The 26,112-nt window shown below is 58.6% G+C and carries 25 protein-coding genes and 1 pseudogene; 9 read left to right on the top strand and 17 right to left on the bottom strand.

What is annotated here, in order from left to right; genetic code table 11:
- Positions 1-170: 170 nt before the first annotated feature.
- Entirely contained in the window at positions 171-470 is a 300-nt protein-coding gene (locus ACPF7Z_RS02360) for a hypothetical protein (protein ID WP_425191547.1), read from the top strand.
- 38 nt (positions 471-508) lie between these two features.
- Here the strand turns inward: ACPF7Z_RS02360 and ACPF7Z_RS02355 are convergent, their stop codons facing one another.
- The 4 genes from ACPF7Z_RS02355 to ACPF7Z_RS02340 form a co-directional block, all read right to left on the bottom strand.
- Complete coding sequence (locus tag ACPF7Z_RS02355) at positions 509-1,837, bottom strand: type II toxin-antitoxin system HipA family toxin (RefSeq protein WP_425191546.1); 1,329 nt, start codon at positions 1,835-1,837, stop codon at positions 509-511.
- A gap of 3 nt (positions 1,838-1,840) precedes the next feature.
- Positions 1,841-2,089, bottom strand: a complete 249-nt coding sequence (locus ACPF7Z_RS02350) for a helix-turn-helix domain-containing protein (RefSeq protein ID WP_425191545.1) — start codon at positions 2,087-2,089, stop codon at positions 1,841-1,843.
- A 215-nt stretch (positions 2,090-2,304) separates the two neighbouring features.
- Positions 2,305-2,574 (bottom strand): hypothetical protein, encoded by a 270-nt coding sequence (locus ACPF7Z_RS02345; RefSeq protein ID WP_425191544.1) that lies wholly within the window; start codon positions 2,572-2,574, stop codon positions 2,305-2,307.
- A gap of 193 nt (positions 2,575-2,767) precedes the next feature.
- Positions 2,768-3,244, bottom strand: a complete 477-nt coding sequence (locus ACPF7Z_RS02340) for a pilin (protein WP_425191543.1) — start codon at positions 3,242-3,244, stop codon at positions 2,768-2,770.
- A 514-nt stretch (positions 3,245-3,758) separates the two neighbouring features.
- Here ACPF7Z_RS02340 and pilB point away from each other — a divergent pair.
- The 7 genes and pseudogenes from pilB to yacG all read left to right on the top strand — a co-directional run bounded on the left by pilB (position 3,759) and on the right by yacG (position 9,274).
- A complete protein-coding gene (gene pilB / locus ACPF7Z_RS02335; protein ID WP_425191559.1) occupies positions 3,759-5,465 on the top strand; it encodes a type IV-A pilus assembly ATPase PilB in 1,707 nt (568 codons plus the stop codon).
- A gap of 84 nt (positions 5,466-5,549) precedes the next feature.
- Positions 5,550-6,797 carry a type II secretion system F family protein gene (locus ACPF7Z_RS02330; RefSeq protein WP_425191542.1) on the top strand — a complete coding sequence of 416 codons (1,248 nt, stop codon included), beginning with the start codon at positions 5,550-5,552 and terminating at the stop codon, positions 6,795-6,797.
- A gap of 9 nt (positions 6,798-6,806) precedes the next feature.
- Positions 6,807-7,673 carry a prepilin peptidase gene (locus tag ACPF7Z_RS02325; protein ID WP_425191541.1) on the top strand — a complete coding sequence of 289 codons (867 nt, stop codon included), beginning with the start codon at positions 6,807-6,809 and terminating at the stop codon, positions 7,671-7,673.
- A gap of 43 nt (positions 7,674-7,716) precedes the next feature.
- Positions 7,717-8,007 (top strand): nucleotidyltransferase family protein, encoded by a 291-nt coding sequence (locus ACPF7Z_RS02320; RefSeq protein WP_425191540.1) that lies wholly within the window; start codon positions 7,717-7,719, stop codon positions 8,005-8,007.
- Positions 8,004-8,398, top strand: a pseudogene (locus ACPF7Z_RS02315) (DUF86 domain-containing protein). The gene ACPF7Z_RS02320 and the pseudogene ACPF7Z_RS02315 overlap by 4 nt, the downstream one beginning before the upstream one ends.
- Positions 8,385-9,032 (top strand): dephospho-CoA kinase, encoded by a 648-nt coding sequence (coaE, locus tag ACPF7Z_RS02310; protein WP_425191539.1) that lies wholly within the window; start codon positions 8,385-8,387, stop codon positions 9,030-9,032. The pseudogene ACPF7Z_RS02315 and the gene coaE overlap by 14 nt, the downstream one beginning before the upstream one ends.
- Positions 9,029-9,274 carry a DNA gyrase inhibitor YacG gene (yacG, locus tag ACPF7Z_RS02305; RefSeq protein ID WP_425191538.1) on the top strand — a complete coding sequence of 82 codons (246 nt, stop codon included), beginning with the start codon at positions 9,029-9,031 and terminating at the stop codon, positions 9,272-9,274. Before coaE ends, yacG begins: the two co-directional genes overlap by 4 nt.
- Positions 9,275-9,344: 70 nt before the next feature.
- Here yacG and ACPF7Z_RS02300 read toward each other — a convergent pair whose 3' ends face one another.
- The 4 genes from ACPF7Z_RS02300 to ACPF7Z_RS02285 form a co-directional block, all read right to left on the bottom strand.
- Positions 9,345-10,292 (bottom strand): Nudix family hydrolase, encoded by a 948-nt coding sequence (locus ACPF7Z_RS02300; RefSeq protein WP_425191537.1) that lies wholly within the window; start codon positions 10,290-10,292, stop codon positions 9,345-9,347.
- Between the two features lie 28 nt (positions 10,293-10,320).
- Positions 10,321-11,535 (bottom strand): bifunctional glutamate N-acetyltransferase/amino-acid acetyltransferase ArgJ, encoded by a 1,215-nt coding sequence (gene argJ, locus ACPF7Z_RS02295; protein ID WP_425191536.1) that lies wholly within the window; start codon positions 11,533-11,535, stop codon positions 10,321-10,323.
- Between the two features lie 27 nt (positions 11,536-11,562).
- The gene (secA, locus tag ACPF7Z_RS02290) at positions 11,563-14,301 is read right to left on the bottom strand and encodes a preprotein translocase subunit SecA (protein ID WP_425191535.1); all 2,739 of its coding nucleotides are present in this window, start codon (positions 14,299-14,301) and stop codon (positions 11,563-11,565) included.
- Between the two features lie 126 nt (positions 14,302-14,427).
- Positions 14,428-14,838: a hypothetical protein gene (locus ACPF7Z_RS02285; RefSeq protein ID WP_425191534.1), complete on the bottom strand. Its 411-nt coding sequence runs from the start codon at positions 14,836-14,838 to the stop codon at positions 14,428-14,430.
- Between ACPF7Z_RS02285 and ACPF7Z_RS02280 the strand changes: the two genes are divergently transcribed.
- The gene (locus tag ACPF7Z_RS02280) at positions 14,837-15,331 is read left to right on the top strand and encodes a DUF721 domain-containing protein (RefSeq protein ID WP_425191533.1); all 495 of its coding nucleotides are present in this window, start codon (positions 14,837-14,839) and stop codon (positions 15,329-15,331) included. The genes ACPF7Z_RS02285 and ACPF7Z_RS02280 overlap by 2 nt on opposite strands.
- Positions 15,332-15,446: 115 nt before the next feature.
- On the opposite strand, the gene lpxC is transcribed toward ACPF7Z_RS02280, so the two are convergent.
- The 9 genes from lpxC to murD form a co-directional block, all read right to left on the bottom strand.
- The gene (gene lpxC / locus ACPF7Z_RS02275; RefSeq protein WP_425191532.1) at positions 15,447-16,361 is read right to left on the bottom strand and encodes a UDP-3-O-acyl-N-acetylglucosamine deacetylase; all 915 of its coding nucleotides are present in this window, start codon (positions 16,359-16,361) and stop codon (positions 15,447-15,449) included.
- A gap of 114 nt (positions 16,362-16,475) precedes the next feature.
- Positions 16,476-17,642: a cell division protein FtsZ gene (gene ftsZ, locus ACPF7Z_RS02270; RefSeq protein ID WP_425191531.1), complete on the bottom strand. Its 1,167-nt coding sequence runs from the start codon at positions 17,640-17,642 to the stop codon at positions 16,476-16,478.
- 36 nt (positions 17,643-17,678) lie between these two features.
- A complete protein-coding gene (ftsA, locus tag ACPF7Z_RS02265) occupies positions 17,679-18,953 on the bottom strand; it encodes a cell division protein FtsA (protein ID WP_425191530.1) in 1,275 nt (424 codons plus the stop codon).
- Positions 18,954-19,157: 204 nt separating this feature from the next.
- Entirely contained in the window at positions 19,158-19,880 is a 723-nt protein-coding gene (locus tag ACPF7Z_RS02260) for a cell division protein FtsQ/DivIB (protein ID WP_425191529.1), read from the bottom strand.
- A gap of 5 nt (positions 19,881-19,885) precedes the next feature.
- The gene (locus ACPF7Z_RS02255) at positions 19,886-20,827 is read right to left on the bottom strand and encodes a D-alanine--D-alanine ligase (protein ID WP_425191528.1); all 942 of its coding nucleotides are present in this window, start codon (positions 20,825-20,827) and stop codon (positions 19,886-19,888) included.
- The gene (gene murC, locus ACPF7Z_RS02250) at positions 20,824-22,278 is read right to left on the bottom strand and encodes a UDP-N-acetylmuramate--L-alanine ligase (RefSeq protein WP_425191558.1); all 1,455 of its coding nucleotides are present in this window, start codon (positions 22,276-22,278) and stop codon (positions 20,824-20,826) included. Before murC ends, ACPF7Z_RS02255 begins: the two co-directional genes overlap by 4 nt.
- A gap of 61 nt (positions 22,279-22,339) precedes the next feature.
- Positions 22,340-23,437 carry an undecaprenyldiphospho-muramoylpentapeptide beta-N-acetylglucosaminyltransferase gene (murG, locus tag ACPF7Z_RS02245; protein ID WP_425191557.1) on the bottom strand — a complete coding sequence of 366 codons (1,098 nt, stop codon included), beginning with the start codon at positions 23,435-23,437 and terminating at the stop codon, positions 22,340-22,342.
- Positions 23,438-23,496: 59 nt separating this feature from the next.
- On the bottom strand, positions 23,497-24,672 hold the full coding sequence (ftsW, locus tag ACPF7Z_RS02240; RefSeq protein WP_425191527.1) for a putative lipid II flippase FtsW: 1,176 nt from the start codon (positions 24,670-24,672) through the stop codon (positions 23,497-23,499).
- Positions 24,669-26,102: a UDP-N-acetylmuramoyl-L-alanine--D-glutamate ligase gene (murD, locus tag ACPF7Z_RS02235; RefSeq protein WP_425191526.1), complete on the bottom strand. Its 1,434-nt coding sequence runs from the start codon at positions 26,100-26,102 to the stop codon at positions 24,669-24,671. Before murD ends, ftsW begins: the two co-directional genes overlap by 4 nt.
- Positions 26,103-26,112 lie beyond the last annotated feature (10 nt).

The raw sequence follows: 26,112 nt of genomic DNA, 5'->3' as shown, positions 1-26,112 counted from the left end.
CTTTTTCGCACTATTTGTGTCATTGAAGTGAACTGAAAGCAGTAGTTTTTTGATTTCGGGCGCATCGATACCCTGCTGCGTCAGATTGTCGCAGTAGAACGGCGACTGACGACCAAGACCCTGGCATGCTATCGTCATGACAGATCATCCAGCCGCGGGAGAGACCCACCATGGCCAGTTCCGAAATGCAGAAAGTGCGTGTGATCAACGAACTGCGGCACTTCATCAAGAAGCTGCTGCAGGACCCACAGATTCTCGAACAGTCGCTTGAGATCGCACGACGTGCCTACCGCGAGCGGGGCGAGAACGGCTATGTCAGTGAGCAGGAGTTGTTGGCAAGGATCGCCAATGAGATTTCAGATACCACCAGCACGCACATCCCGGAAGACCCGAGCGAGCACTCCGAGGCGGACAAGTTGTATCTGGATGTTTTGAAGGAAGTGGTGACCGAGGAGCAGGCGCTTTATTGAGAGGCGCTATGGGGGTGGGTTGGATAGCGCTAATATCCTCAAGGCGTTGAGCCACAAGCAACACTCTCCATCCACCCCCCCAACCTCTTCAGCTGTTGGTCCACCCCATCAATAATCGAACCGCTGACAGCTTCCGGGAAACTAGCTGGTAGGCGAGATTCCACCTGGCGCATTGCCGTGTCGGCTTGGTCGAGTATTTCTTGGATGATGGCGATCGCTCGCTGTCGAGAAAACCCGATGTCCTGAGCCGTGCTGATGAAGTGACGGGGCTGGATACGGGACCAACGATAGTGGCGATTCTTCCCCTTGAGCGACATCGCCATCTTGGCTCTTGCCGAGGGCAGGCTCCCCTTGGCCATGAGGGGGTAGGCCGAGATGATGTCATAGAGCGGAGTCATCCTATAAGCCGACCCAGGCTCAATGAATAGGCTGAAATTCTTGGCATGCCCATCAATAGCCGCCAGTAACCAGAACATGACCTGCGCCTTGAAGAAGGCATCTCGGTCCTGCAGCGCCTGCTGAGATCCGACCAGCAGGTTCATGCCCGCCTTGATACCTGGCCCACCATCGCTTTCATACTTTAGCGCTGGCGCAATTCCTAGCGCCTGGCAGAAATCTTCCTGAGGGAGGCGCATCAGCCAGCTACCATCTCGAGACCAGCGCCGGTCGAATCTTTTCACCACCAACACTGTCTGTTTCCCAAACCAGGCTAACTCTGCTTGCGCAACCGGAAGACCAAACGCCTGGAGTATCTTCAGGCACAGCCATTCGTTTTCACCGCTTTCGCGAAGATCGATGTTGCTGTGGCTTAGAAAGCCGATCGGCAGCTTGAAAATATGGCTGGTTGGCGTGGCTGATAGAGGTCGATGCCAGCCTTCCCGATACCAAAGCAAGGCCATCTTTTCCTGGGCACCCGCCAAGGAGATTCTGAAATCACTGTCTCGGCTCATACCAAGTGGCAAATCCTGGTAACCCCTTAGCAGCCTCTCGATGGCATCGTCATCCATCGGTTTTGCGGTTACCCGATTCACATCGGGTATCGTCCCTCCTTCCGGGTATAGCTGTATGGCGCCAACACAATCACGGCCGATGGCGGCCAGAAGGTCAAAGGGGTGACGAGTTGCTACCTGAAACTTCGCCTGCATCCTGGCGCGAACCGCCTCCGAATCAGGCAAGAGGTTGTCGAAGAAGTTGTAGACGACCTCCCCTCGATAATTTGATGTCGTAAGCGGCAACGACAGCGAGATTGCCCGCGCGCCGGGGCGATTCACCCACTCGGGAAGATAGCGGAACATTATGGCGCCGGAAGGCTCAAGGCTAAGTCCTCCAACCTCGATGCCATTGAGCGCCACCTTCAAGCTAGCCATCGGCTACCACTCCTGATCCCAGCCCTGGTCGTGATGGGCCTGATCTCGCTCGACCACATACAGTTCTAGGTCGAGGGCAGCCAATAGCTTGAAGAGCGTCTCGATACGGCTTTTCTCTGGATAATTCTCGAACCCAGAGACCGTCGCCTGCTTGATCCCCGCCTGTTCGGCGGCAACCTGCTGGGTCAGCCCGCAGTGCTTGCGGGCTTCTTTCAACGACTGCGCCAACGTGTCCGGCGATGTAATCTTCATTTCTACCCTCTATAGCGGATTAGAATGATTTTATACCCTATAGAGGATCATGCCAAATTATCCGCATTAAAGGATTACAGTAAGTAACTGCTACCTCTCGATGGCGTAACGGCTATCGTGGCCTAGGCGATCGGCGACAAAGGTGACCAGATCACGGCAATGGACCAGATCAGATCGCTCGCTGAAGCGAGCCCCCACAAGGTCGCTTTCAATGATCAAGCATACTGCTTGGCGCGCTGATCCAGCCACTGGCCGCACTGTGTTCCTGCCCCCGCCCAGTCGTCACTGACGCGATTGACGAACAGCGCATCACCACCCGCTAGGTACGGCATCAGCGCGTCGCGTATTTCACCTGCTTCTGCGTCAGCCTCGATCAGCCAGCAGGAATCCATCGCGTGAATATGCGGATAGGCCTCCAGGGCATCGTAGAATTCCGCGTACTCCTTAGGGAGACGAAGGTCGTAGTTGATGGAAAAAATGGCCATGTGCGTACCTCTACGTTTAATTCATTTTCTTTATACGTGCTCGATGTCAAGCATCATATTCACGGTAGCTGATAGATAAAGATGGGGGCAAGGTGAATAGAGGGTGGTTTAAGGTGCTGTTTGGTTTTTTAAAAGAAAAGCCCAGGCTGGCCTTGCCAGCCTGGGAAGAATTAAAGTTATCTATTCAATTCTTTTATGAGCCTGCACCACCTGCACCACCTGCACCACCTGCACCACCACCTGCTGCTGCACAACCAGTAGGCCTGAACTTAGAATCAACATCCGTGGTACATGACCAAGAACCATCTGTAGAGCGCGTCCAAGTTAACTGATTACTCGCAATAGCGGCGGATGCATTAGTACCAAAATTTCCTACTATTGTTGCTTGTGCTGTTAAAGGAAAAGTGATTGCCACTGCATTACCATCTAGCAGGTTTGATGCGGTCGCCCCGGTATCACAATCGGTTGCCGCAAGTCTGCCTTCCAGAATACAGGTTTCAACTGAGGTACGAAGCTGCCCAGTCTCAGACATAACTCGGCTAACTTGCGACTTAGCAACATAATTCTGATACTGCGGAATGGCGATCGCCGCCAGCACGCCAATGATCGCGACCACGATCATCAGTTCGATCAGCGTAAAGCCGCCTTGCTTGTTCATTGTCTTGCTCATATTCATTCCCCGTGTCGACACTTGAGGAAAACGCCGAACAAACGTCTGCGCTTCCCCTTGCTTTTATTGCTGGCGTACCAGCGCTCTTCGATTGATCGAACCCAGCGGGTTCACACTCCTGTTATCGGCGACGCTTTTCTAAGCTTTAAGATTTTTTCACGGCCCTTTTCATAGCACGTGCCTCCCGCCATCTCTCCCACCTCTTCACTTGTTACATTCCTTGACAAAACAGTCGTTTCAAAACGCTAAGGTCATGACACCGGAATGCCGATAGACCCTAGTACTGACAAAACGCCGCGTTCGTCTATTCGCCTTCATCAAACCGGTGCGCAGCGCACCGAACTTTCGACGTCACTATCGCTGCATTGCTATTACCGGTCACGAACACATGCATCACCAACAAGAGCCCTGTGCCATGTCCGCTTTTCCACCCTCGCCTCATTCACCCGCTACCGATCGCCACCCCTCTTCGGCGTCCAACCTGCCTGCTGCTTCAAATGCACCCGCGGCGCAAATGGAAACAGGACTGCAGGGGTTGTCGCGGCGGCTGGTGATGGAAGGGCTGCTCGACGAGGAGGCTGCCCAGAAAGCGGAGCAGGAATCCGCGGAACATGATGCATGCCTGCTCGAATACCTCATTGAGCATGCGAAACTCGATCCACGCAGCGCGACCACGGCCGCCGCCTGGGAATATGGGCTGCCGTTGATCGATCTAGCAGCGTTGAGCCGGGACACGCTGCCCCCGGCCAAGGAGATGCCGGAAAAGATCTTGCGCCAGCATCGCATCATGCCGTTGCGGCTTACCCAGCACCGGCTGACCGTGGCGGTGCCCTTCCCTTCAACGCTTGCACAGCTGGACGAATTGCAGTTCGCGATCGGGTTGAATGTCGAGGCAGTGCTGGCTTGTGTCGATCAACTCGTCCCCACTCTGGAACACTACCTGGCGCAAAACGATGCCGGCACAGTGCTGGACGCCTTGGCCGGAGACGAGGCCATCGATGACCTGGATTACGACGACGGCGCTGACCAGGACGATACGGCCATTACGGCCTCGGAAGACGATGCGCCGGTGGTCAAGTTCGTCAATCGCATCCTGCTCGATGCGATCAAGCGGGGGGCCTCGGATATCCATGTCGAGTCCTATGAAAGTAGTTTCCGCGTACGCTTTCGCATCGACGGTGTGCTGCATGAGGTGGTCCGCCCTCCTTTCACCATGCGCACTCGTATTGCGGCACGACTCAAGGTCATGGCGCGCCTGGATATTTCCGAACGGCGTTTGCCTCAGGATGGTGCCATCAAGCTCAAACTGGCCAAGAACCGTTCGATCGATTTCCGCGTCAACACGCTACCCACGGTCTATGGCGAGAAGATCGTGCTGCGTATTCTCGACCCCGCCTCAGCCCGACTGGGCATCGATGCGCTCGGCTTCACCCCGGAGCAGAAGGCGATGTACGAACGTGCCTTGGCCCAACCGCAAGGCATGATCCTGGTCACCGGCCCCACCGGTAGCGGCAAGACCGTAAGCCTATATACCGGCTTGAACATTCTGAATACCGAGGAACGCAATATTTCCACCGCCGAAGATCCGGTCGAGATCAAGGTGGCCGGGGTCAATCAGGTCAACGTGCTGCCCAAGATCGGGCTGGATTTCGCCAGCGCCCTGCGTGCCTTTCTGCGTCAGGATCCGGATGTGGTCATGGTGGGCGAGATCCGGGATCTGGAAACCGCGGAAATTGCGGTCAAGGCGTCCCAGACCGGTCACCTGGTGCTTTCGACCCTGCACACCAACTCCGCCGCCGAGACCCTGACGCGATTGCAGAACATGGGGGTGGCGCCGTTCAACATCGCCAGCTCCGTGTCGCTGATCATCGCCCAGCGATTGGCGCGCAAGCTTTGCCCTGAATGCAAGACGCCGGCGTCCATACCCGCCGAGGTACTGATCAAGGAAGGATGCACCCAGGAAGAAATCGACCAGGGAACCATTTATCAGGCCGTCGGGTGCGATAAATGTACGCTAGGCTATAAAGGGCGTGTAGGTATCTACGAAGTCGTGCCGATCAGTGAGGCGATGAGCCAATTGATCATGCAACAAGGCAATTCATTGCAGCTCGACGCCAAGGCCCGGGCGGAAGGCCATCCAGATCTGCGACGAAGCGGTCTACTCAAGGTGTTGGACGGCGCGACCAGTCTGGAGGAGATAAACCGCGTCACGAAAGATTAAGCAGTAATGAAAGAAATGTATGTTCGGGCGATTTTACACGACCCAGAACGACACAAAAAAATACGCATACACAGGGAAATCATCATGGCTACTACCGTACGCGCGCCACGGCGCTACAAACCACACGAACAACCCAAGCTTCATCGCTGGCAATGGACCGGCAAGAACAATCAAGGCAAATCGATCAAGGGGGAGCAGGTCGCGGCCCAGAAAGGCGAGGTGGAGCAGGAGCTCGCCAAACAAGGCATCTTGATCAAGAACGTGCGGCGCAAGAGCAGCCTGTTTGGCGGCAAGGGGCGCGTCAAACCTCGCGACGTGATGCTGTTCGCGCGCCAGATGGCCACCATGATTCGCGCCGGCGTACCGGTTTTGCAGGCATTCAACGTGGTGGCGGAGAGCTTGAGCAACCCGGCGATGCGCAACCTGGTCCAGCGTCTTGCCGAGGATGTAGCTGCGGGCGCCAGTTTTTCCGAAGCGCTGCGCAAGCATCCACGCCATTTCGATCGACTGTTCACCAATATGGTTCAGGCCGGTGAACAGGCCGGCGCGCTGGATCGTATGCTGGAACGGGTGGCCTCCTACAAGGAGAAGATCGAATCCCTCAAGGCCCGAGTGCGCAAGGCCATGTACTACCCGGTAGCGGTGATCGGGGTGGGCATCGGTGTCACCGCCCTGCTGCTGATCAAGGTGGTACCGCAGTTCGAAACGCTGTTCTCCGGGTTCGGTGCCGAACTGCCGGCGATGACGCGCATGACCATCTCGCTGTCCGAGGCAGCTCAGAGCTACTGGTATTTCGCCCTGGGCGCGGTAGTGCTGTTCGTGCTGGGCATGCGTCAGGCCATGCAGCGCTCCGAGGCGTTTGCCTACAAGATGCATCAACTGATGCTACGTTTGCCGGTTCTCGGCGATATCATCGACAAATCCTCGGTGGCGCGCTTTGCACGTACTCTGGCGACCACCTTCAATGCCGGCGTCCCCTTGGTCGAAGCGCTGGATACTGCTTCCGGCGCCGTCGACAGCAAGGTGTACGAGCGCGCTATCCGTCAGATCCAAGAGGATGTTTCCAACGGTCAGCGGCTCAATTTTGCCATGCGCAGTACCAATCTGTTTCCTGTACTGGCGACCCAGATGGTCAGCATCGGTGAAGAAGCCGGCTCGCTGGATGCGATGCTCAACAAGGTGGCGGATTTTTATGAGGAGGTCGTCGATAACAAGGTCGATGCCCTGACCTCGTTGCTCGAGCCCTTTATCATCGTGGTGTTGGGAACGATGGTGGGTGGATTGGTGGTATCCATGTATCTGCCGATCTTCGAAATGGGCAACGCAATTTAAGAGGTTATTTTGTACAGCGACCTTCCTTCTATCATTGCGTGGCCCCTGGCGGCCACGCTCGGCCTGGTGATCGGGTCTTTCATCAATGTGGTGGTGGCGCGACTGCCGGGCATGCTGATGATGCAATGGCGTGCCGAGGCCCGGGAGGCGCTGGCGCTCCCCGAGGAAATCGACAATCCCGAGCTGCCCAGAATCACCCTGACCACCCCCCGTTCGCATTGCCCCAATTGCGCAACACCCATCGCCTGGCATGACAATATTCCCCTGCTGGGCTATCTCAAGCGCCGTGGGCACTGCGCCTATTGCCGTCAGTCCATCAGCCTTCAATACCCGTTGATCGAATTGGCCAGTGGTGCACTGATGCTGGCGGTGGTGATCATCGATGGCTTGAATGGGGCGAGTCTGATGCTCGGCGCCGCCTGCCTGCTGCTGCTGACCCTGGCATTGATCGACCTGCGCACTCAGTTGCTGCCGGATATTCTGACTCTGCCACTATTGTGGCTGGGTCTGCTCTATCAGCTCCTGTTCCAGCCCTGGCTATTGGAGAGCGCTGTGCTCGGGGCGATTGCGGGCTATCTGGTGCTGTGGTGTTTCTACTGGCTGTTCAAGCTGGCCACCGGCAAGGAAGGCATGGGTTATGGGGATTTCAAACTCTTGGCCGCACTGGGCGCCTGGACGGGATGGGAAATGCTGCCGCTGCTACTGATTCTTTCCGCAGGGGTGGGCGCGGTGATAGGTATCATCGTGCAGGTGGCGATTCCGCGATTGCGCGGTCAAGCACTTCCCTTCGGTCCATTTCTGGCCATGGCCGGGTGGATCACGCTACTCTTTGGCGGGTATCTGATGGGGTTGTACCAAGCCGCTCTGCTTGGCTGACAATGCGCTACTTCTCTTGAGGCGACGAAATTCGGGTATCCGTATGAAGCCATCCATTGCATACCAACAGCACCGAGAGGCCATCCGGCGGATTGTCGAGCGGCATCATGCCAAGAATCCACGCATCTTCGGCTCTGTCCTTCACGGACAGGACACGGATGATAGCGATCTGGATATTCTCATCGACATTACCGAGGACACTTCTCTTTTTGACATTGGTGCCATGCGCGCCGAGTTGATGGAACTTCTTGGCGTGGAGGTAGATGTACTGCCCCCTGGGTCGCTGCCGGACAGGTGGAAAAAGGACGTGCTGAATGAGGCGCGGAGAGTATGAGCAAGCGGGACGAACTTGCTTTGAGAGACTACCTGGGACACATCCAGCAGGCTATCGAACGTATTCGACGATATCTCGTAGAGATCAACCACACCGCGTTCCTCGTCAACGAAGAGAAGCAGGATGCAGTCATTCGCAATCTGGAGCTCATCGGTGAAGCCGCGGGAAATATCCAGCGCCACTTTCCTGAGTTTTCTACGCAAACCCCGAGTTCCCCCTTAAAGCCGCTTATGGTGCACGTAATGCCTTGGCACACGGGTACTTTAAAATTGACCTGGATGTGGTCTGGAAAACCATTGGGAGGGGTTTGCCCATGCTAGAGGTTCAAGTCAGTGAGGTAATTCAATCCCTTGATCAGGGTGGAGCGTCGCCAACCGATGAGCAACAATGATCAACACCCTCTGACCGTTGGCGTCACCGGTGGTATCGCCTCGGGCAAGAGCTCCGTGGCCCGAGCATTCGAGGCTCACGGCATTCCCTGGGTGGATGCGGACGATGTCGCGCGGGAGATCGTGATGCCCGGCGAGCCGGCCTTGGCGGAGATCGCTGAGCATTTCGGCCCCGAAGTGCTCGATGCCAAGGGTATGCTGAATCGTCGCGCCCTGCGTGCCATTGTCTTTGCCGATGAAGCCGAGCGGCGCTGGCTGGAATCCGTCACCCATCCCCGCGTTCGTCAGCGTCTGCTCGAGTATCTCGACGCCATGCGTGCCAGCGGCTCCCCTTACCATCTGCTGGTCTCTCCCCTATTGTTCGAGTCGGGGCAGCACGAATTGGTCGATCGTTGTCTGGTCGTCGACGTGCCGGAAAGCGTGCAGATCGCGCGTACCATGGCGCGAGATGAGAGTGACGAGGCCCAGGTCCGAGCGATCCTTCGTGCTCAGATGCCCCGCGATGAGCGACTGGCAAAGGCGGATGAGGTCATCGATAATCAAAACGATCATGCCGCCCTGGTTCGACAGGTAGCACAGCTCGATGTGCGCTATCGCGATCTGGCAACATCCACACCCGACGGTAGAGGCTCATGACTCTCGACGACAAGCACGACGATGCCACGCAACCACCCCTGCAAGTCGCCTGCCCCGAGTGCCGCGCCAAGGTAGTCTGGACGACGAACAACCCCTATCGACCTTTCTGCTCCAAGCGCTGCCGGTTGCTCGACCTGGGCGCCTGGGCGGATGAATCCCACCGCATCGCCGGTGAACCCGCCATGGATGAAGCCGATCTGGATGTCTTGATCGACCGATTGGAACGCGGTGGGCAGCAGTGATTCGGTTCCCAGAATGCACAAAGGCCATGCGATTGCATGGCCTTTGTGCATTGACGGTTTGAGATCGGTGCTATTTCCAGAAACACCGAATCGACGCAATCCCCTGCGCTCCCACCGCCCGCGCTCGATTGGCGTCCTCGCGACTCATGCCACCGAGCGCATAGACCGGCATGCCGGCGTATTCGACGAGTTGCTGGAAGTCGTGCCAACCCAGTGGTGCGGCTTCCGGGTGTGTCGGAGTGGTCCGCAGCGGCGACAGCGTAACGAAATCGCAGCCAATGCGATTGGCCTGTTCGAGTTGCAGACGATCATGGGTCGAGGCACATAACCACTTGCCTTGGGCGATGGGACGGCGCTCCAGGCTCATCAGACGCTCGCTGGTCAGGTGCACACCATCCGCGTCGACCTTGTCCAGCAACTCCGGATCACCATTGAGCAGTAGCCGGGCAGCGTACTCCCGGCACAGCGCCAGGCTCGCCTCAGCGCGTTTGAGGTAGGCCGGCTCATCCAGTGTCTTGGCGCGCAGTTGCACCAAGCGGGCCCCGTCTTCCTTGAGCGCCCGCTCAAGACGCGAATGAAAGACCGCTTCGTCGTCTTCCTCGGCGGTGATCAGGTACTCCGGCGTCAGCATGACCGCCCGTAGTATGGGCAGGTTGGCTGCCGGGAACGCATAGCTGTAGAGATCTTCTAATCGTACCCAGCGCACCGCTTGCCCTTCACGACCGTAGGGCTCGCCCTCGAAGGTATGCACCTGCCACACATCAAGCAATACGTGCTTGTCGGGGTATTCGTGAGGCACACGAATCAAGGGCTGGGCTCGCTTGATGGTGATGCCAAGTTCCTCGTGCAACTCACGCTTGAGCGCCTCGAGCCCCGTCTCGAAAGGTGCAAGCTTACCCCCGGGAAACTCCCATAAACCGCCCTGATCGACGATGGAGGGCCGGCGTGCCAACAGTACTTCCCGGCCATCGTCGCTAAAAATGGCGGCGGCCGCGACATGTACCCTGCGCTTGATCATGTTGCTCACTGTCCTCGTCTGACTGGCTTCAGCTTCGGTAATCTGCATTGATCGTCACATAGTCGTGGGAAAGATCCGAGGTCCATACCGTCGCTGTGGCATCGCCGCGCCCCAGCGCGATGCGAATGACGATCTCTTCCCGGGCCATGATGGCGCTACCCGCCTCTTCGGTATAACCGGCGGCGCGTCCGCCCTGCTCGACAATCCGCACGTCGTCGAGATCGATGGTGATCCGATCGACATCGAAGTCGTTCACCGGCGCACGCCCGACCGCCGCCAGGATACGCCCCCAGTTGGCATCCGAGGCATAGAGCGCAGTCTTGACCAGCGGTGAATGAGCCACGGTGAAGGCAACGTCCAGGGCTTCCTGACGCGAGTTCGCCTGGCTCACTTCGAGGGTAACGAACTTGGTTGCCCCTTCGCCATCACGAATGATCTGCTGGGCAAGGTCGATCAACACCTCGTCCAGCGCCTGGCGAAAAATGCCAATCGCCTCGTCATTCGCCACCGTAGCGCCACGACCGGTTGCAATGAGCATGCAGGCATCGTTGGTCGAGGTATCGCTGTCGACGGTGATGCAATTGAAGGAACGTGCAACGCCTTCGCGCAGCAGCGACTCGAGCAACGATCGTTCGATCGTCGCATCCGTGGCGACGAATGCCAGCATGGTAGCCATGTCGGGCTTGATCATGCCCGAACCCTTGGCGATACCGTTGAGGGTGACCGTCTGACCCTCGATCTCACAGGTTGTCGTGGCGCCCTTCTCCCGCGTATCCGTGGTCAGGATGCCCTGTGCCGCCTGCTGCCAGGCCAGGCTGTCGTCGTCCAGGCTCGCCAGGGCATCCGGCAGCCCGAAACAGATAGGCTCGAGGGGTAACGGCTCACCGATCACTCCGGTCGAAAACGGCAGCACCGCGGTATGCGCCACCCGGGTCAGATCCGTGAACGCCATGCAACAAGCTCGAGCGTCGCGCAGACCTTGCTCACCGGTACCGGCGTTGGCATTACCGGTATTGATCAGCAAATAGCGTGGCGTTTGCTCTGCCAAGTGCTCCCGGGCGACCTGAACCGGTGCCGCACAGAAGGCATTGCGTGTGAACATGCCGACAACGCTGGCTCCTTCAGACACCTCGATGACCACGAGATCGCGGCGATCGGGTTTCTTGATGCCTGCCTTGGTCGACCCCAGTCGTATGCCCTCGATTATCGGCATATCGGGAAAGCTTGTCTGCCCTACCGCCATCGACTTTCTCCCTCTAACCCAAGGTGTTCAATTCAGTTTGCCGTGACACTGCTTGTATTTTTTGCCGGAACCACAGGGACAGGGGTCGTTGCGACCCACCTTGGGCCCTTCGCGGCGTACGGTCTGCTGCGGTTCCTGCTGGGAGGCTTGGGCTCCCCGGTCGACCTCGCTGGCGGCCTCTTCCCGAGCGGTATCCTCTCGAGTCTGTTGAGCCGAGGCCTTCTCACGCTCCAGCGTCTCACGACGCTGACGCTCCAGCTCGTCGACCTCCTCCTGACGCCGCACCTGAACATGACTCAAAATACGCGTCACATCGTGCTTGATATTGCCGAGCAGCGACTGGAACAGTTCGAAGGCTTCGCGCTTGTATTCCTGCTTGGGATTCTTCTGCGCATAGCCGCGTAGATGAATGCCGCGACGCAGATGATCCATGGACTGCAAGTGCTCCTTCCAGCGAGTATCGAGCACCTGAAGCATGACCTGTTTCTCGAAGCGACGCATCAAATCCTCGCCGATGGCCTCGATCTTGGCGGCATAGATGTCGCGATGACTGGTTTGCAGACGCTCGCGCAGCAGTTCCTCGTGAAAGTGCTCGTCCTCTTGCGCCCACTGAGTCAGCGGCACATCGAGATTGAACTCGGTCTTCAGATGCTGTTGCAGTCCTTCCAGATCCCACTGTTCGGGCAGACTTTGTGGCGGCACGAATTCACTGATCGCGCTGTCGAGCATCTCATCGCGAATACCGGCAACGTTGTCGGATACATCCTCTGCCCCCAGGATTTCGTCGCGCTGCTCATAGATGACACGGCGCTGGTCGTTGGCCACGTCATCGTATTCGAGCAGCTGCTTGCGAATGTCGAAGTTGCGTCCTTCGACTTTCTTCTGGGCACGCTCGACCGCATTGGAGACCATTTTATGTTCGATCGCCTCGCCACGTTCGAGCCCAAGGGCCTGCATCAGGCGCTGAACCCGATCAGAGCCGAACAGGCGCATCAGATTGTCTTCCAAGGAGAGGAAGAAGCGCGTCGACCCGGGATCGCCTTGACGGCCGGAACGTCCACGCAACTGATTGTCGATGCGCCGGGACTCATGACGTTCGGAGCCGATCACATGCAAGCCACCGGCCTCGAGTACCGCGTCGTGGCGTGCCTGCCATTCCACGCGAGCCGCCTCGATCTGCTCCTGGGTCGGGTTGTCGAGCTTGGCAACCTCCGCCTCCCAGTTGCCGCCCAATACGATGTCGGTGCCGCGCCCGGCCATGTTGGTCGCAATGGTAATGGCACCCGGACGCCCCGCCTGGGCGATGATCTCGGCTTCGCTCTGGTGCTGCTTGGCATTGAGCACGTTATGAGGGATCTGGCCTTGCTTCATCAGCCCCGACAGCAACTCGGAGGTCTCGATCGACGCCGTGCCCACCAGGATCGGGCGTCCGGCATCCCGTTGAGTCTTGACGTCTTCAATGATCGCCTCGAACTTCTCCTCGGCGGACAGATAGACCAGATCGTTGAAGTCCTTACGCACGATCGGCTTATTGGTGGGGATCACCATCACATCGAGACCGTAGATCTGCCGAAACTCGAAGGCTTCGGTATCCGCGGTTCCGGTCATCCCGGCAAGCTTTTCGTACAGACGGAAATAGTTCTGGAAGGTGGTCGAGGCCAAGGTCTGGCTCTCGCGCTGGATCGTCACGCCCTCTTTGGCTTCCACCGCCTGATGCAGCCCTTCGGACCAGCGACGTCCCGGCATGCTGCGCCCGGTGTGCTCATCGACGATGACGACTTCGTCACCGTTGACGATGTAATCGACATCGCGATGGAACAGATGACGCGCCCGCAGGGCGGAGTGCATGTGGTGTAGAAGACCCAGATTCTGCGCCGCGTAAAGCGAGTCGTCTTCACTGAGCAGCCCTTGACGGCGCATCAGCTCTTCTACCTGATGGTGACCTTCCTCGGTCAACTCGACCTGCTTTTGCTTTTCGTCAAGGGTGAAATCGCCACTGGCCGGGTCCTCCTCGTCTTCGCACTGCTTGAGTTCCGTGGCCAGACGATCGACAACCTTGTAGAGCTCGGTATTCTCCTCGACGGGACCGGAAATGATCAGCGGCGTGCGGGCCTCGTCGATGAGGATCGAGTCGACCTCGTCGACGATCGCGTAATGCAGTTTGCGCTGGACCTTGTCCTCCAGCGAGAAGGCCATGTTGTCACGCAGGTAATCGAAACCATATTCGTTGTTGGTGCCATAGGTGATATCGCAGGCATAGGCCTCGCGCTTTTGCTGCGTGGTCTGGCCGGAGTAGATCACGCCGACATTCATACCCAGGAACTCATAGAGCGGGCGCATCCAGTCCGCGTCGCGCTTGGCCAGATAATCATTGACGGTGACCACATGGACACCCTGGGCGGGCAACGCGTTGAGATAGACCGCGAGAGTGGCCACCAGGGTCTTGCCCTCACCGGTTTTCATCTCGGAGATGCGCCCACGGTGCAGTGTGATCCCGCCGATCAGCTGAACGTCGAAATGGCGCATTCCCATGATGCGCTGACTGGCCTCCCGCACCGTGGCGAAGGCTTCGGGCAACAGTTTATCCAGGCTTTCGCCCGCCCGCAGGCGCTCACGGAAATGTTCGGTGCGCGCCTTTAGTTCGGCGTCGGCAAGGGCCTGGGTCTGCTCTTCGAGGGCGTTGATCTCATTGACCAACTTACCCATGCGCTTGACCTCACGGTCGTTCTTCGAGCCAACCAGTTTGCGTAATACGGTATTTAACATGCGATGTCCTGAGTTCTTGGTGCGCGTCGGACGAAGTGAATCAGTCGTCTTCACGTTGTCACGAGTTGGCATGCCGCTCGCTGCGAATCAAGGAAAAGACGAGCGACAAACGGTCATGGAACGGGCTCAGGCAGGTGGGCCGCGGCGGTTCAGGACATCATGATCGGCACAGGGGCGCCAGGAAACAGGACGACGCAAAAACGATGTCGGAACATGACACTTTCGATGACGGGCGCGCGGCACATGCCAGACGATGCGCTTGGCTATCCGCCGCGAATGGGCGCGAACGGCTCTGGAGGCAATCAGGCAATGCTGTGTCAGACGTTCGACCAGACGCAGGCTCTCGTTCTGCGCCAGGGCGCCGGGCAACAGGCAGCCCACCAGCAATCCTGCCAACCACCAACGCGCGGTCACGCGGCGGCGGGGAGACGGCGACGTTGCAATAACGGGGGTGCCGGGGGGGGTCATGCTATCGAGGGGCTCCTGGCCGTGGTAGATTGCCCGTAATATCGTCAGGGAGTTCGTGAGCAAGCGCATGAGTATAAAGCCTAAGCGTTTCCGAGCCCAGCCCATGACCCGGCTATTGGCGGAGAACTCGTCCAACGCCGGAGAGCTGGGCGGATTGATGCGAATGGCTCACGTCATCGACCGGGCACAGCAGCATCTGCGTCATCATCTGCCGGAAGATGTACGTGAACATATTTTCGTCGGCGGGTATCGGCAGGGCAAACTGACTCTGATTACCGATCGTGCGGTGTGGATGACCTGGTTACGTTACGAGCAGTCCCGGCTGCTGCAATTGCTGCATCAATTGCCCGAATTCGAAACCGTGACCGGCTTGACCTTCAAGGTACGCCCCATCAGCCCACTCAAGACCCCTCCACGCATGGTGCGCGGGCTTTCTTCCCGGGCAGCAGACGAGATTTCCAGTTGCGCCGCAGATATCGATGACCCGGCGCTCAAACGCTCTCTGGAAAGATTGGCGACTCATGCGGAAACCAACGATGACCCCAGGAATCCGCCAACCTAACACCTTCATAAAAAAACGCCGGCCCTCAAGGAGAGGACCGACGTCAAATATTGATATCCCTGAACCTGCTGGCACTATCCTGGCGTATGAGAGCGCTCCTCTCATACATGGCCGCTCACATGGCCATCGCCGGTGCAGAATAGGAGATCGGCGCCTTCTGCCTGGCGTCCTCGAAGGTGACGATCTCCCAGGCATCGGGGTTGTCCAGTACGGCACGGCATAGCTGATTATTCAGCGCATGGCCGGATTTCACGCCACGGAACTCACCAATCAAGCTATGACCGAGCTGGTAGAGATCACCGATGGCGTCGAGCACCTTGTGCTTGACGAACTCGTCTTCGTAACGCAATCCGCCCTCATTGAGGATGCGGTAATCGTCGACCACGATCGCATTGTCCAGACTTCCCCCCAGCGCTAGATTCTGAGAGCGCAGGAATTCGATATCCCGCATAAAGCCAAAGGTACGCGCCCGGGACACTTCCTTGACGAAGGAGGTCGTCGAAAAATCCACGGTCGCGGTCTGCTTCTGCTGATCGAAGGCCGGGTGATCGAAATCAATGGAGAATGAGACCTTGAAGCCATCGTGAGGAGTGAACACGGCTTCTTTACCGTCATCATTCACCACGATCTCACGCTTGATACGAATGAACTTCTTCGGTGCTTCTTGCTCCTCGATACCCGCAGACTGGATGAGGAAAACGAAGGGGCCGGCACTGCCATCCATGATCGGCACTTCGGGGGCATTGAGCTCGACAAAAACATTATCGATACCCAGACCCGCGAAGGCCGACATGAGATGTTCCACCGTCGCCACCTTGACACCATCACTGGACAGGGCAGTACAGAGCGTGGTGTCGGTGACGTTTTCGGCGCGAGCCGGAATGCGCACTACAGGGTCAAGATCGGTACGCACGAAGACGATACCGGTATTGACGGGTGCCGGACGTAATGTCAGGCGGACCTTTTCACCGGAGTGCAAACCGACTCCGGTGGCGCGCATGGTGTTTTTGAGAGTGCGTTGTTTGATCATGGGCAAGGGCCAGGGTGTAGTAAGAATTGTCGAACAGCGTTCACTATACCAGCGAACAGGCGTTTTAACAAAAAAATATTACCCGGCTCCTACCTATGCCTCCAATAGCACTACTCAATCAGCCTGGCGACGCAGAAAAGCCGGAATGTCGAGGTAATCGTCCAGTTCCTGAGACTTACGCTTTTCCTGGCGGGCTTTTGCAGCCGCATTATCCTGCTCGGCCTTTGCCGCCTGCTGACGCATGACCGTCGGCTGTTGCAGCTTGCGATAGTCGTTGGATTCGGGACGCGCCATATTTTCGCGTACCGCGGGTTTTTCCTTCTGCCCATCGAGGCCGGCTGCGACGACGGTCACACGCAACTCATCGGACATTTCCATATCGATGGATGTACCGACGACGATGGTGGCGTCTTGAGAGGCGAACTCCTGAACCGTGGCACCGACATCATTGAACTCACCGATCGACAGATCCGGCCCGGCGGTAATATTGACCAGAATGCCACGGGCACCGTGTAGATCGATGTCCTCGAGCAACGGGCTGCGAATCGCCTTCTCGGCAGCTTCGCGAGCACGGTTCTCGCCCACGGCCCCGCCGGTGCCCATCATCGCCATGCCCATTTCAGACATGACCGTACGCACGTCGGCGAAGTCGACGTTGATGATGCCGGGGCTGGTGATCAGCTCAGCGATACCTTGAACGGCCCCCAGCAATACATCGTTGGCGGCGCTGAAGGCGGTCAAAAGACTTGCGCTCTTGCCAAGCACTGCCAGCAGCTTTTCGTTGGGAATGGTGATCAACGAGTCGACGTGCTCGGACAGCTCCCGCATGCCTTCTTCGGCGGCACGCATACGCTTGGGCCCCTCGAAGGGGAACGGGCGCGTCACTACGGCCACGGTGAGAATACCCAGTTCCTTGGCCACCTGAGCGACCACGGGAGCGCCGCCGGTGCCCGTACCACCGCCCATACCGGCAGTGATGAACACCATATCGGCGCCCTGCAGGAGCTCGGCGAGACGTTCGCGATCTTCCATCGCCGCCTGGCGCCCCACCTCAGGACTGGCACCGGCACCGAGCCCTTTGGTAATTTCGGAACCGAGTTGAATGACGGTCTTCGCAGTAACGCGCTTGAGCGCCTGCGCATCGGTATTGGCGCAGATGAACTCGACGCCTTCGATGTTGCTTTCGACCATGTGGTTGACGGCATTGCCGCCGCCTCCGCCAACGCCGATCACCTTGATGACCGCGCTGCTTGAAGGTGCGTTATCTACTAGTTCGAACATTTGCCCCGTCTCCTGTGGCCGTTTTTACGACCCCTGTCAGAAATTACCTTTAAACCAGCTTTTGACCCGTTTCAGCGTTGAGGCTTCATCCGCGATGGCACGCCGTGAGCCCTCTTCCCTCCGGGGCTGGGCCGCTACGGTCGAAGACCGTCCATGCTTGGCCTCGCGCATACCGTAGAGTAGCAAACCCACCCCGGTCGAATAAATCGGATTGCGTACCACATCCGCCAGACCGCGAACATTCTGCGGACAGGCAATACGCACCGGCATATGAAAGATTTCTTCTGCCAGCTCCACCACACCTTCCATGCGCGACGTTCCGCCGGTCAGCACGACGCCCGCGGCGACGAGATCCTCGAAACCACTCCGTCGCAGTTCCTCGCGTATCAGGGTGAACAGCTCCTCATAACGCGGCTCGACCACCTCAGCAAGGGCCTGGCGCGACAAATCCCGAGCCGGACGATCCCCCACGCTGGGAACCTTTATCATTTCATCGCTCGAGGCCAGTTGGGTCAGCGCACAGGCGTACTTGACCTTGATGTCCTCGGCATATTGTGTCGGCGTACGTAACGCCATGGCGATATCGTTGGTCACCTGATCGCCGGCAATGGGGATCACCGCCGTATGGCGAATGGCCCCTTCGGTGAAGACGGCAATATCGGTAGTACCACCACCGATATCGACCATACAGACACCCAGTTCACGCTCGTCCTCGGTCAATACCGCATGGCTCGAGGCTAGCTGTTCAAGAATGATGTCATCGACTTCCAGGCCACAACGACGCACACATTTTTCAATGTTCTGGACGGCGTTGAGCGCCGCGGTCACAAGATGCACCCGCGCCTCGAGTCGAACGCCAGACATCCCCAAGGGTTCGCGAATACCCTCCTGGGTATCGATGGCAAACTCCTGGGGGAGCACGTGAAGAATGCGTTGTCCTTCCGAAATAGCTCGGGCACGGGCCGAGTCGATGACGCGATCGATATCGGAAGGCGTCACTTCGCGTTCCTTGATCGCCACCACGCCATCGGAGTTCATCGAGCTAATATGACTGCCCGCGACCCCCACATAAACCGAATGAATATCGCAGCCGGCCATCAGTTCGGCTTCTTCCACGGCACGCTGAATGGACAGCACGGTGGATTCGATATTGATGACCACGCCTTTCTTCATGCCACGAGAGGGATGCGAGCCAATTCCAGCAATTTCGAGCCCCCCATCGTCCGTGGGTTGACCGACAATCGCTACGACCTTGGACGTCCCGATATCCAGCCCAACCACCATATTGGAAGCATTGGATTGTCCTGCCATGGGTCGGGATCACTCCTCACTCTTTGCTATAGTTGGAAAACTATTAATACACGATTAAAAAACAAGGCTCGATTATAAAATCAACGATTATTATTTATCCAGCCCGTATACAAATCCAGCGTTAGAATACGGGTATTTTTTACCGAAAGAAATACCCTATACCTTTGATTATCGGCGGCTGGCGCTAAAAAGTTATAGTGCGTATTAACGTTGTGGTACTTCCACTTCTGTTTCGCCATGCCAGGCAACAACGATTCCATTAGGATAACGAAGATCGATGTAGCGAATCTGCGACGCTTTAGATACAAGTTGTCGTTTCCAGGCCGCCATGAATCTTGCCAGGCGTGAATCGTGTTGATTGCGCCCCAACATGACCCAAATATTATCGTCGACCTGAAAACGCCAGGCACCGCGATCTTCGAGTCTCAACTGAGTCACTTCGAACTTCAATGGCGCAAAACGACGTTTCAATTGATCGAGTAGCGCTAATACTTCCGCGCCGCTGCCAATAGGCCCTGCCAAATCAGGGAGATCGTCCGGCACCGTTACATCTCCGCGCTGAAACGGCACGCCACGCGAGTTGATGAGCAATTCATCGTTCCAGCGCGCCACCGGTTCCTGCTCATAGAGTTCGAACATCAAGGCATCCGGCCAGTGGCGCGATACCCGCACCTCGGATAACCAGTCGATTTCCCGCGCTCGTCGGCGCAACTCAGCAAGATTCACCGACAGCCAGCTTTGTCCTTGAACCAACGGTGCCAGCTGCTCGCGTAAATAGTTGGCGCTGACATAACTCAAATCACCACTGATCGACACCCGCTCGATGGGGCGATCGAGCCACAACCACAACGCCCGCCCGCCCGCACCCAGCAGAACGATCAAAAGGAGCAGACCCAGAGTCTTGCCACGCGATCCAGCAGATGCCATTGAACTCACTTATTCAGTGTCGTAGCAAGGATACGTAATACCAAAGCGTCGAAATCCAGCCCGGCATGGGCCGCCGCCTGAGGAACCAGACTATGATCGGTCATTCCCGGCACGGTATTGACCTCGAGCAGCCAAAATTGCCCCTGGGCATCTCGCATGACGTCGACGCGTCCCCAGCCGCGACATCCCAGTGCCTCGAACGCCTGGCGACATAGCTGCCCCAGTTCGCGCTCCTGCTCGTCACTCAATCCGCAGGGGATATGATAAAGCGTCTCGTTGGAATGATATTTGGCCTCGTAGTCATAGAAACCGCTGGGCACCTCGACACGGATTGCCGGCAGCACCTTGTTGCCCAGCAGCGACACGGTATATTCCTCACCCGCAATGAAGCGTTCGGCCATTACCGCAGCATCGAAACGTGCTGCTTCTTGATAAGCCGATTTCAAGGCATCGAGACTATCGACGATACTGATTCCCAGGGTCGAGCCTTCATGCACCGGCTTGACCACCAGCGGCAGCCCCAAGCACTCCACCACCTGCTCCCACTCGGCGTCGGGGGTGAGCGTGATGCTTTGCGGCGTTGGCAGTTCCAGCGAGTGCCAAAGCTGCTTGGTACGTTGCTTATCCATGCCGAGTGCCGAGGCCAGAACGCCACTACCGGTATAGGGGATCTTCAGCAGTTCGAGGGCCCCTTGCAGAGTGCCATCCTCGCCACCACGGCCATGCAAGGCGATGAACACGCGATCCGGCGCCAGCGCTTCTAGCCCGGTCAGACCTCCGGCGGCCAGATCGTAACCACGCACATCGAGACCGCTGCGTTTCAGGGCCGCCAGAACCGCCTTGCCGCTGAGTAGAGAGACTTCTCGTTCTGCAGAATCGCCGCCATAAAGCACGACCACCCGACCAAAATCGTTGGGATTCGACGGCTCCCATTTCTCATCGTTCATAGCTTTACCTTGTCAAACTGCAACTGGCTGGCCGCCAGCGCGAGGGAAATGCCCCCGATATCGCCGGCCCCCTGGGTGATCAGAATATCGCCGTCGCGCAATATACGAGAAAGCAGCCGCGGCAGCTCTCCCTTGTGCTCGACGAACAGCGGATCGACGTCACCCCGCTGACGTATCGACCCCGCCAGAGTGCGCCCTTCCGCCCCCGGGATGAGCGCCTCGCCGGCGCTATAGACATCGAGCAGCAGCAATGTATCGACCCCGGAGAGCACGCGGACGAAATCCTCGTAAAGATCATGGGTCCGCGAGTAACGATGCGGCTGATAGACCATCACTAGGCGGCGCCTGGGCCAACCGGCGCGTACCGCCCGAATGACCATCTCGACCTCGCGCGGATGATGCCCATAGTCGTCGACCAGCATGACCTCGCCCTGGCTTTGTTCCTGGGCCTGTTTCTGGCCTTGCTCGAGGTCTTGCTGCACGCCCAAGGCGAAGTTACCGTGCACCTGAAAGCGCCGACCAACCCCGGCAAAGCCGGCCAGCCCCCGCAGAATGGCGGCATCGTCCACCCCGGCATCGGTGGCTACTGCAATCGCTGCCAAGGCATTCTGAGCGTTGTGCTCTCCCGGCATCGCCAGGCGCACCGTGAGCGGGGCATGCCCTTCCGGACGCAGTGCGGTGAAGTGGATCTCACCACTCTCCTGCACGAAATCGACGATACGATAATCCGCATCGGCGCTAAAACCGTAAGTCACGAACTGACGCTGCACGCGGCTCATCAACCCACGCAGGTTGTCATCGTCGAGACACAGGATCGCCAGACCATAGAAAGGCAGGTTGTGCAGGAATTCGATGAAGGTGTCCTTGAGGCGCGAAAAGTCGCCGGCATAGGTCGCCATGTGATCTGCATCGACATTGGTGACGATGGCGACCATCGGCTGCAGATGAAGAAACGACGCATCGGATTCGTCGGCTTCGGCCACCAGGTACTCCCCTTCGCCTAATCGCGCATTGGTGCCGGCGCTGGTCAGCTTGCCGCCGATCACGAAGGTTGGATCGAGCCCACCCTCCGCCAACAGTGTGGCAGTGAGACTGGTGGTAGTGGTCTTGCCGTGCGTCCCGGCTACCGCGATGCCGTGACGAAAGCGCATCAGCTCCGCCAGCATCTCGGCCCGGCGCACCACGGGAACGCGATGTTCATGCGCCCAAACGATCTCGGGATTATCCTGATCCACCGCGGTGGATACCACGATCACGTCGGCACCCTCGGCATGGCTAGCGGCATGACCGATAGCGATGCGTATGCCGCCGTCACGCAGGTGACGGGTAACCGGCGACTCCTTGAGGTCGGTGCCGCTGACCTGGTAGCCCTGATTGGCCAGTACCTCGGCGATGCCGCACATGCCGGCCCCCCCGATACCGATGAAGTGGATGCGTCGGATACGCCGCATGCCTAGGCCACTGGCAACCCGCGCGGAGCCGGTTTGCTGATACGAGATAGAAGAACTGTTGTCACTCAAAGCCGATCTCCATGCAGCCTGCCACCAAGCGCTCGACAGCATCGAGATGGGCGCAGCCGCGTGCGGCAACCGCCATGGTGGCAAGACGTTCGGGGTCGAGTACGGTCGCCAGCCTATCAGCGAGCGAAGCCGCATTCAGCGTATTCTGAGGCATCAATATGGCAGCACCGGCAACGACCAGATGCCGAGCGTTCTCGGTCTGATGATCGTCCACCGCATGCGGGTAAGGCACCAACAAGGAAGGTTTGGCAGCCGCGGCGAGTTCGGCAATGGTCAAGGCACCGGCACGGCAGATGACCAGATCGGCCCACTCGTAGGCATCGGCCATGGCGTCGATGAAGTCACTGACCTGAGCCTCGACGCCGACCGCGGAGTAGCCTTCCTGAGTAACTTCTTCTTTGTCGCGCCCGGCCTGATGGCGAATCTCGGGCATTGCGCCCTCGACTTCCTTCTCCTGTTCTTGCTGTTTTTCTTGAAGCCGAGCGAGCGCCTGGGGCACACACTCGTTGAGTGCCTGGGCCCCGAGGGAGCCGCCCACCACCAGAATACGCAATGGCCGTCCCATCATCTCGCCGGCAGAGCGTGGTCGCTCGCCCAGAGCAGCGATCTCGCTGCGTACGGGATTGCCGATGACGACTTCCTGATGGGCCTTGCCGGCCTTGCGAAAAGCTCCGGGGAACGCGGCATAGACCCGCGCCGCCAACCGCGACAAGGCCTGATTGGTCATGCCGGCCACGGCATTCTGCTCATGAACGATCAATGCGCGGCGCGATAGCCAGGCCGCCAGGCCGCCGGGACCGCTGGCAAAACCGCCCATGCCCACCACCAGGTGTGGATCATAGGTCTGCAAGATTCGCCAGGCCTGGGCTACGGCCCGAGTGAGACGCCAGGGCACCGCCAGCCAGCCAACCAGGCCATTGCCCCGCAATCCGGCGATATCGATACGATGAAGAGGAATATCCGCCGCCGGCACCAGACGATTCTCGATGCCACGCGGACTACCCAGCCATTCGACACGAACCCCCTGGGCAATGAGGGCATGGGCCAGCGATAGCGCTGGAATCACATGGCCTCCGGTACCACCGGCCATGATCAGCACTCTGCGCGCGGGGACGCCCTGCACCGATGAGTGTGATGAAGACAGTGATGTCACTGGGCGGGCACTCCTTTGACCTGTTGCCGGGCATTCGCATAGCGAGTCAGGCGGCGTGTCTCGATATCCACGCGCAACAACAGGGCAACCATGATGCAACTGATCACCAGACTCGATCCACCGTAACTCAGCAAGGGCAATGTCAGCCCCTTGGTCGGCAGCATGCCGGTACTCACCCCGATATTGATGAACGCCTGAGCGCCGAACACCAGGGCGATACCGTAGCTGAGGTAGGCCGCGAACGGCAATCGAGTCAGTTCGGCCCGCCGGCCGATAGCGAGTGCGCGATACACCAGCAGCGCGAAAAATCCAATCACCGTGACTGCTCCTACCAGCCCAAGCTCCTCGGCGATCACGGCGAAAACGAAGTCGGTGTGCGCTTCCGGCAGATAGAACAGCTTTTGAACGCTATCTCCCAATCCCAGCCCGAACCAGTGGCCACGACCATAGGCGATCAGCGCCTGGGTCAACTGATAGCCCGAATCGTACATGTCGGCCCAAGGATCGGCGAAACTGGTGATGCGCTCCAGTCGATAGGGTTCGGCAATGGCGACGTAGCCCCCGAGCAACAGCACCACTGTCATCAATAGAATAAAGCGTAACAACGGCGCCCCGGCCAATAGCAGCATACCCATGACACTGCTGGTCATGACCACCAAGGCCCCATAATCGGGCTCGAAAATGAGCAGTACGGCTATCGGCAGAAGCACCATCAGCGGCTTGGTAAACTCCCATAGATGGCGTCGGACACCTGGCAGGAAGCGCTCCAGATACCCTGCGACGTAGACGATCAAGAACAGCTTGGCCAGCTCCGAGGCCTGAACATTGATCGGGCCCAATGGGATCCAACGCTTGCTGCCGTTGACTTCGGTTCCCACCAGCAGCACCAGAATCAATAGCCCGATACCGGCCAGCAATAACCAGGGGCCATTATCTTGCCACCAGGTCAGCGGAATCAGCAGTACCGCCGATGCCAGCGCTACGGCGAAAAGCACGAAGACACCATGACGAATGCCGTAATAGAACGGGTTGCCGGTCAGTCCCGTGGCCACCTCTGTCGAGGCGGAAGTGACCATGACCAGGCCGATCAACAGCAGGGTCGAGACCGACAACATCAACCAGCCGTCGAAGGGCTGCCCGGCGGTCGAAAAACGCGCTACCCAACGCTTCATGAAGGCTCCTGGTCAGCAAGAACGGCGATATGACGGACGACCCAGGCACGAAAGGCCTCGCCTCGAGCCAGGTAATCCACGAATTGATCGAGACTGGCGCAGGCCGGCGACAACAGCACGCAGTCGCCTGGACGGGCGATGGTCGCTGCGCGTTCCAGTGCTTGTTGCATATCCTGGGTGCGGGTTACCGGCATCGAACCCTCAAGGACGGACGCCAGACGCGGCGCATCGGCACCGAACACGATGGCCTCCCGGGCATACTGCTGTAACGGCACCTTCAACGGGGAGAAATCCGCACCCTTGCCCTGCCCCCCTCCAAGCCAGATCAGTTTGCCTTCCAGCGTCGCACCGAGGCCCGCAATCGCCGCCAGCGTAGCCCCCACATTGGTCCCCTTGGAATCATTGATCCAGCGCACTCCTTGCGCATCCCCGACCAGCTCACCGCGATGCGGCAGACCGGAAAAGCGCATCAGAACACGTCGCATGGCGGCCAGCGGCACTCCCAATCGATGCCCCATGGCCATCGCCGCCAAGGCATTGGCCTGGTTGTGGCGCCCCGGCAGACGCATTTCAGACACGGCCATCAGCGGCTCTGCGCCACGCATCAACCAGGGGCGCGCTCCCGCCCCGTCGTCATGCTCGGCAATACCCCATTCCCCTGCGCGCGGGGGCTGAGTGGTAAACCTCTCACACCTCAAGCCAGCGTCCTGGGGCCAGGTCAATGGATCTTCCCCATTCACCAGGGCGTGGGCCGCCCCCCGAAAGATGCCCAGCTTGGCGGCGCGGTAGCTCGACATGTCGCCGTGGCGATCGAGATGATCCTCGGAAAGATTGAGAAAGGCTGCCGTGGTTGCGCCCAGTCGCGGCGTCGTCTCGAGTTGAAAGCTCGAGAGCTCGAGCACGAACAGCTCCGCATCCGGGTGATCGTGCAGCAGATCAAGAGCCGGCGTACCCAGGTTGCCACCCACGGCAACCCGCAGGCCGGCTTCGCTTGCCATTTCTCCAAGCAAGGTGGTCATCGTGGACTTGGCATTGGAGCCGGTGATGGCGGCAATCGGTGCCTTGCACTGACGTACGAACAAGGCAATCTCGCCCAGAATGTTCGGCGCCCTTCTTTTCAACCCCTGGTCTTTCGACCCGTCGGCAGCGACTCGCGAACGCTCCCAGAGCGTCTTTAGCCCGGGTGTGCAAGGATCGACACCGGGGCTGAGCACCACCTCCGATGCCTGGCAGAGATCGAGATCGGTCAACGGACCGCAATGGACGGGCACCTTCGGATGGTCGGCACGAAATGCCTCCAGTCCCGGTGGCGCCGACCGCGTATCCGCCACCATGAAGGGCGACCCCAGACGCGTCAGATGGCGGGCAATGGCGCGTCCGGAGAGGCCAAGCCCGACGATCAGTGTATGTCCCTGGGGTACCCGTGACATCGATATTCCA

The organism is Halomonas sp. GXIMD04776, assembly GCF_049808615.1.
GTDB lineage: Bacteria > Pseudomonadota > Gammaproteobacteria > Pseudomonadales > Halomonadaceae > Modicisalibacter.
The sequence above is the reverse complement of the archived record's forward strand: the minus strand, read 5'-3'. Positions and strand labels throughout refer to the sequence as shown.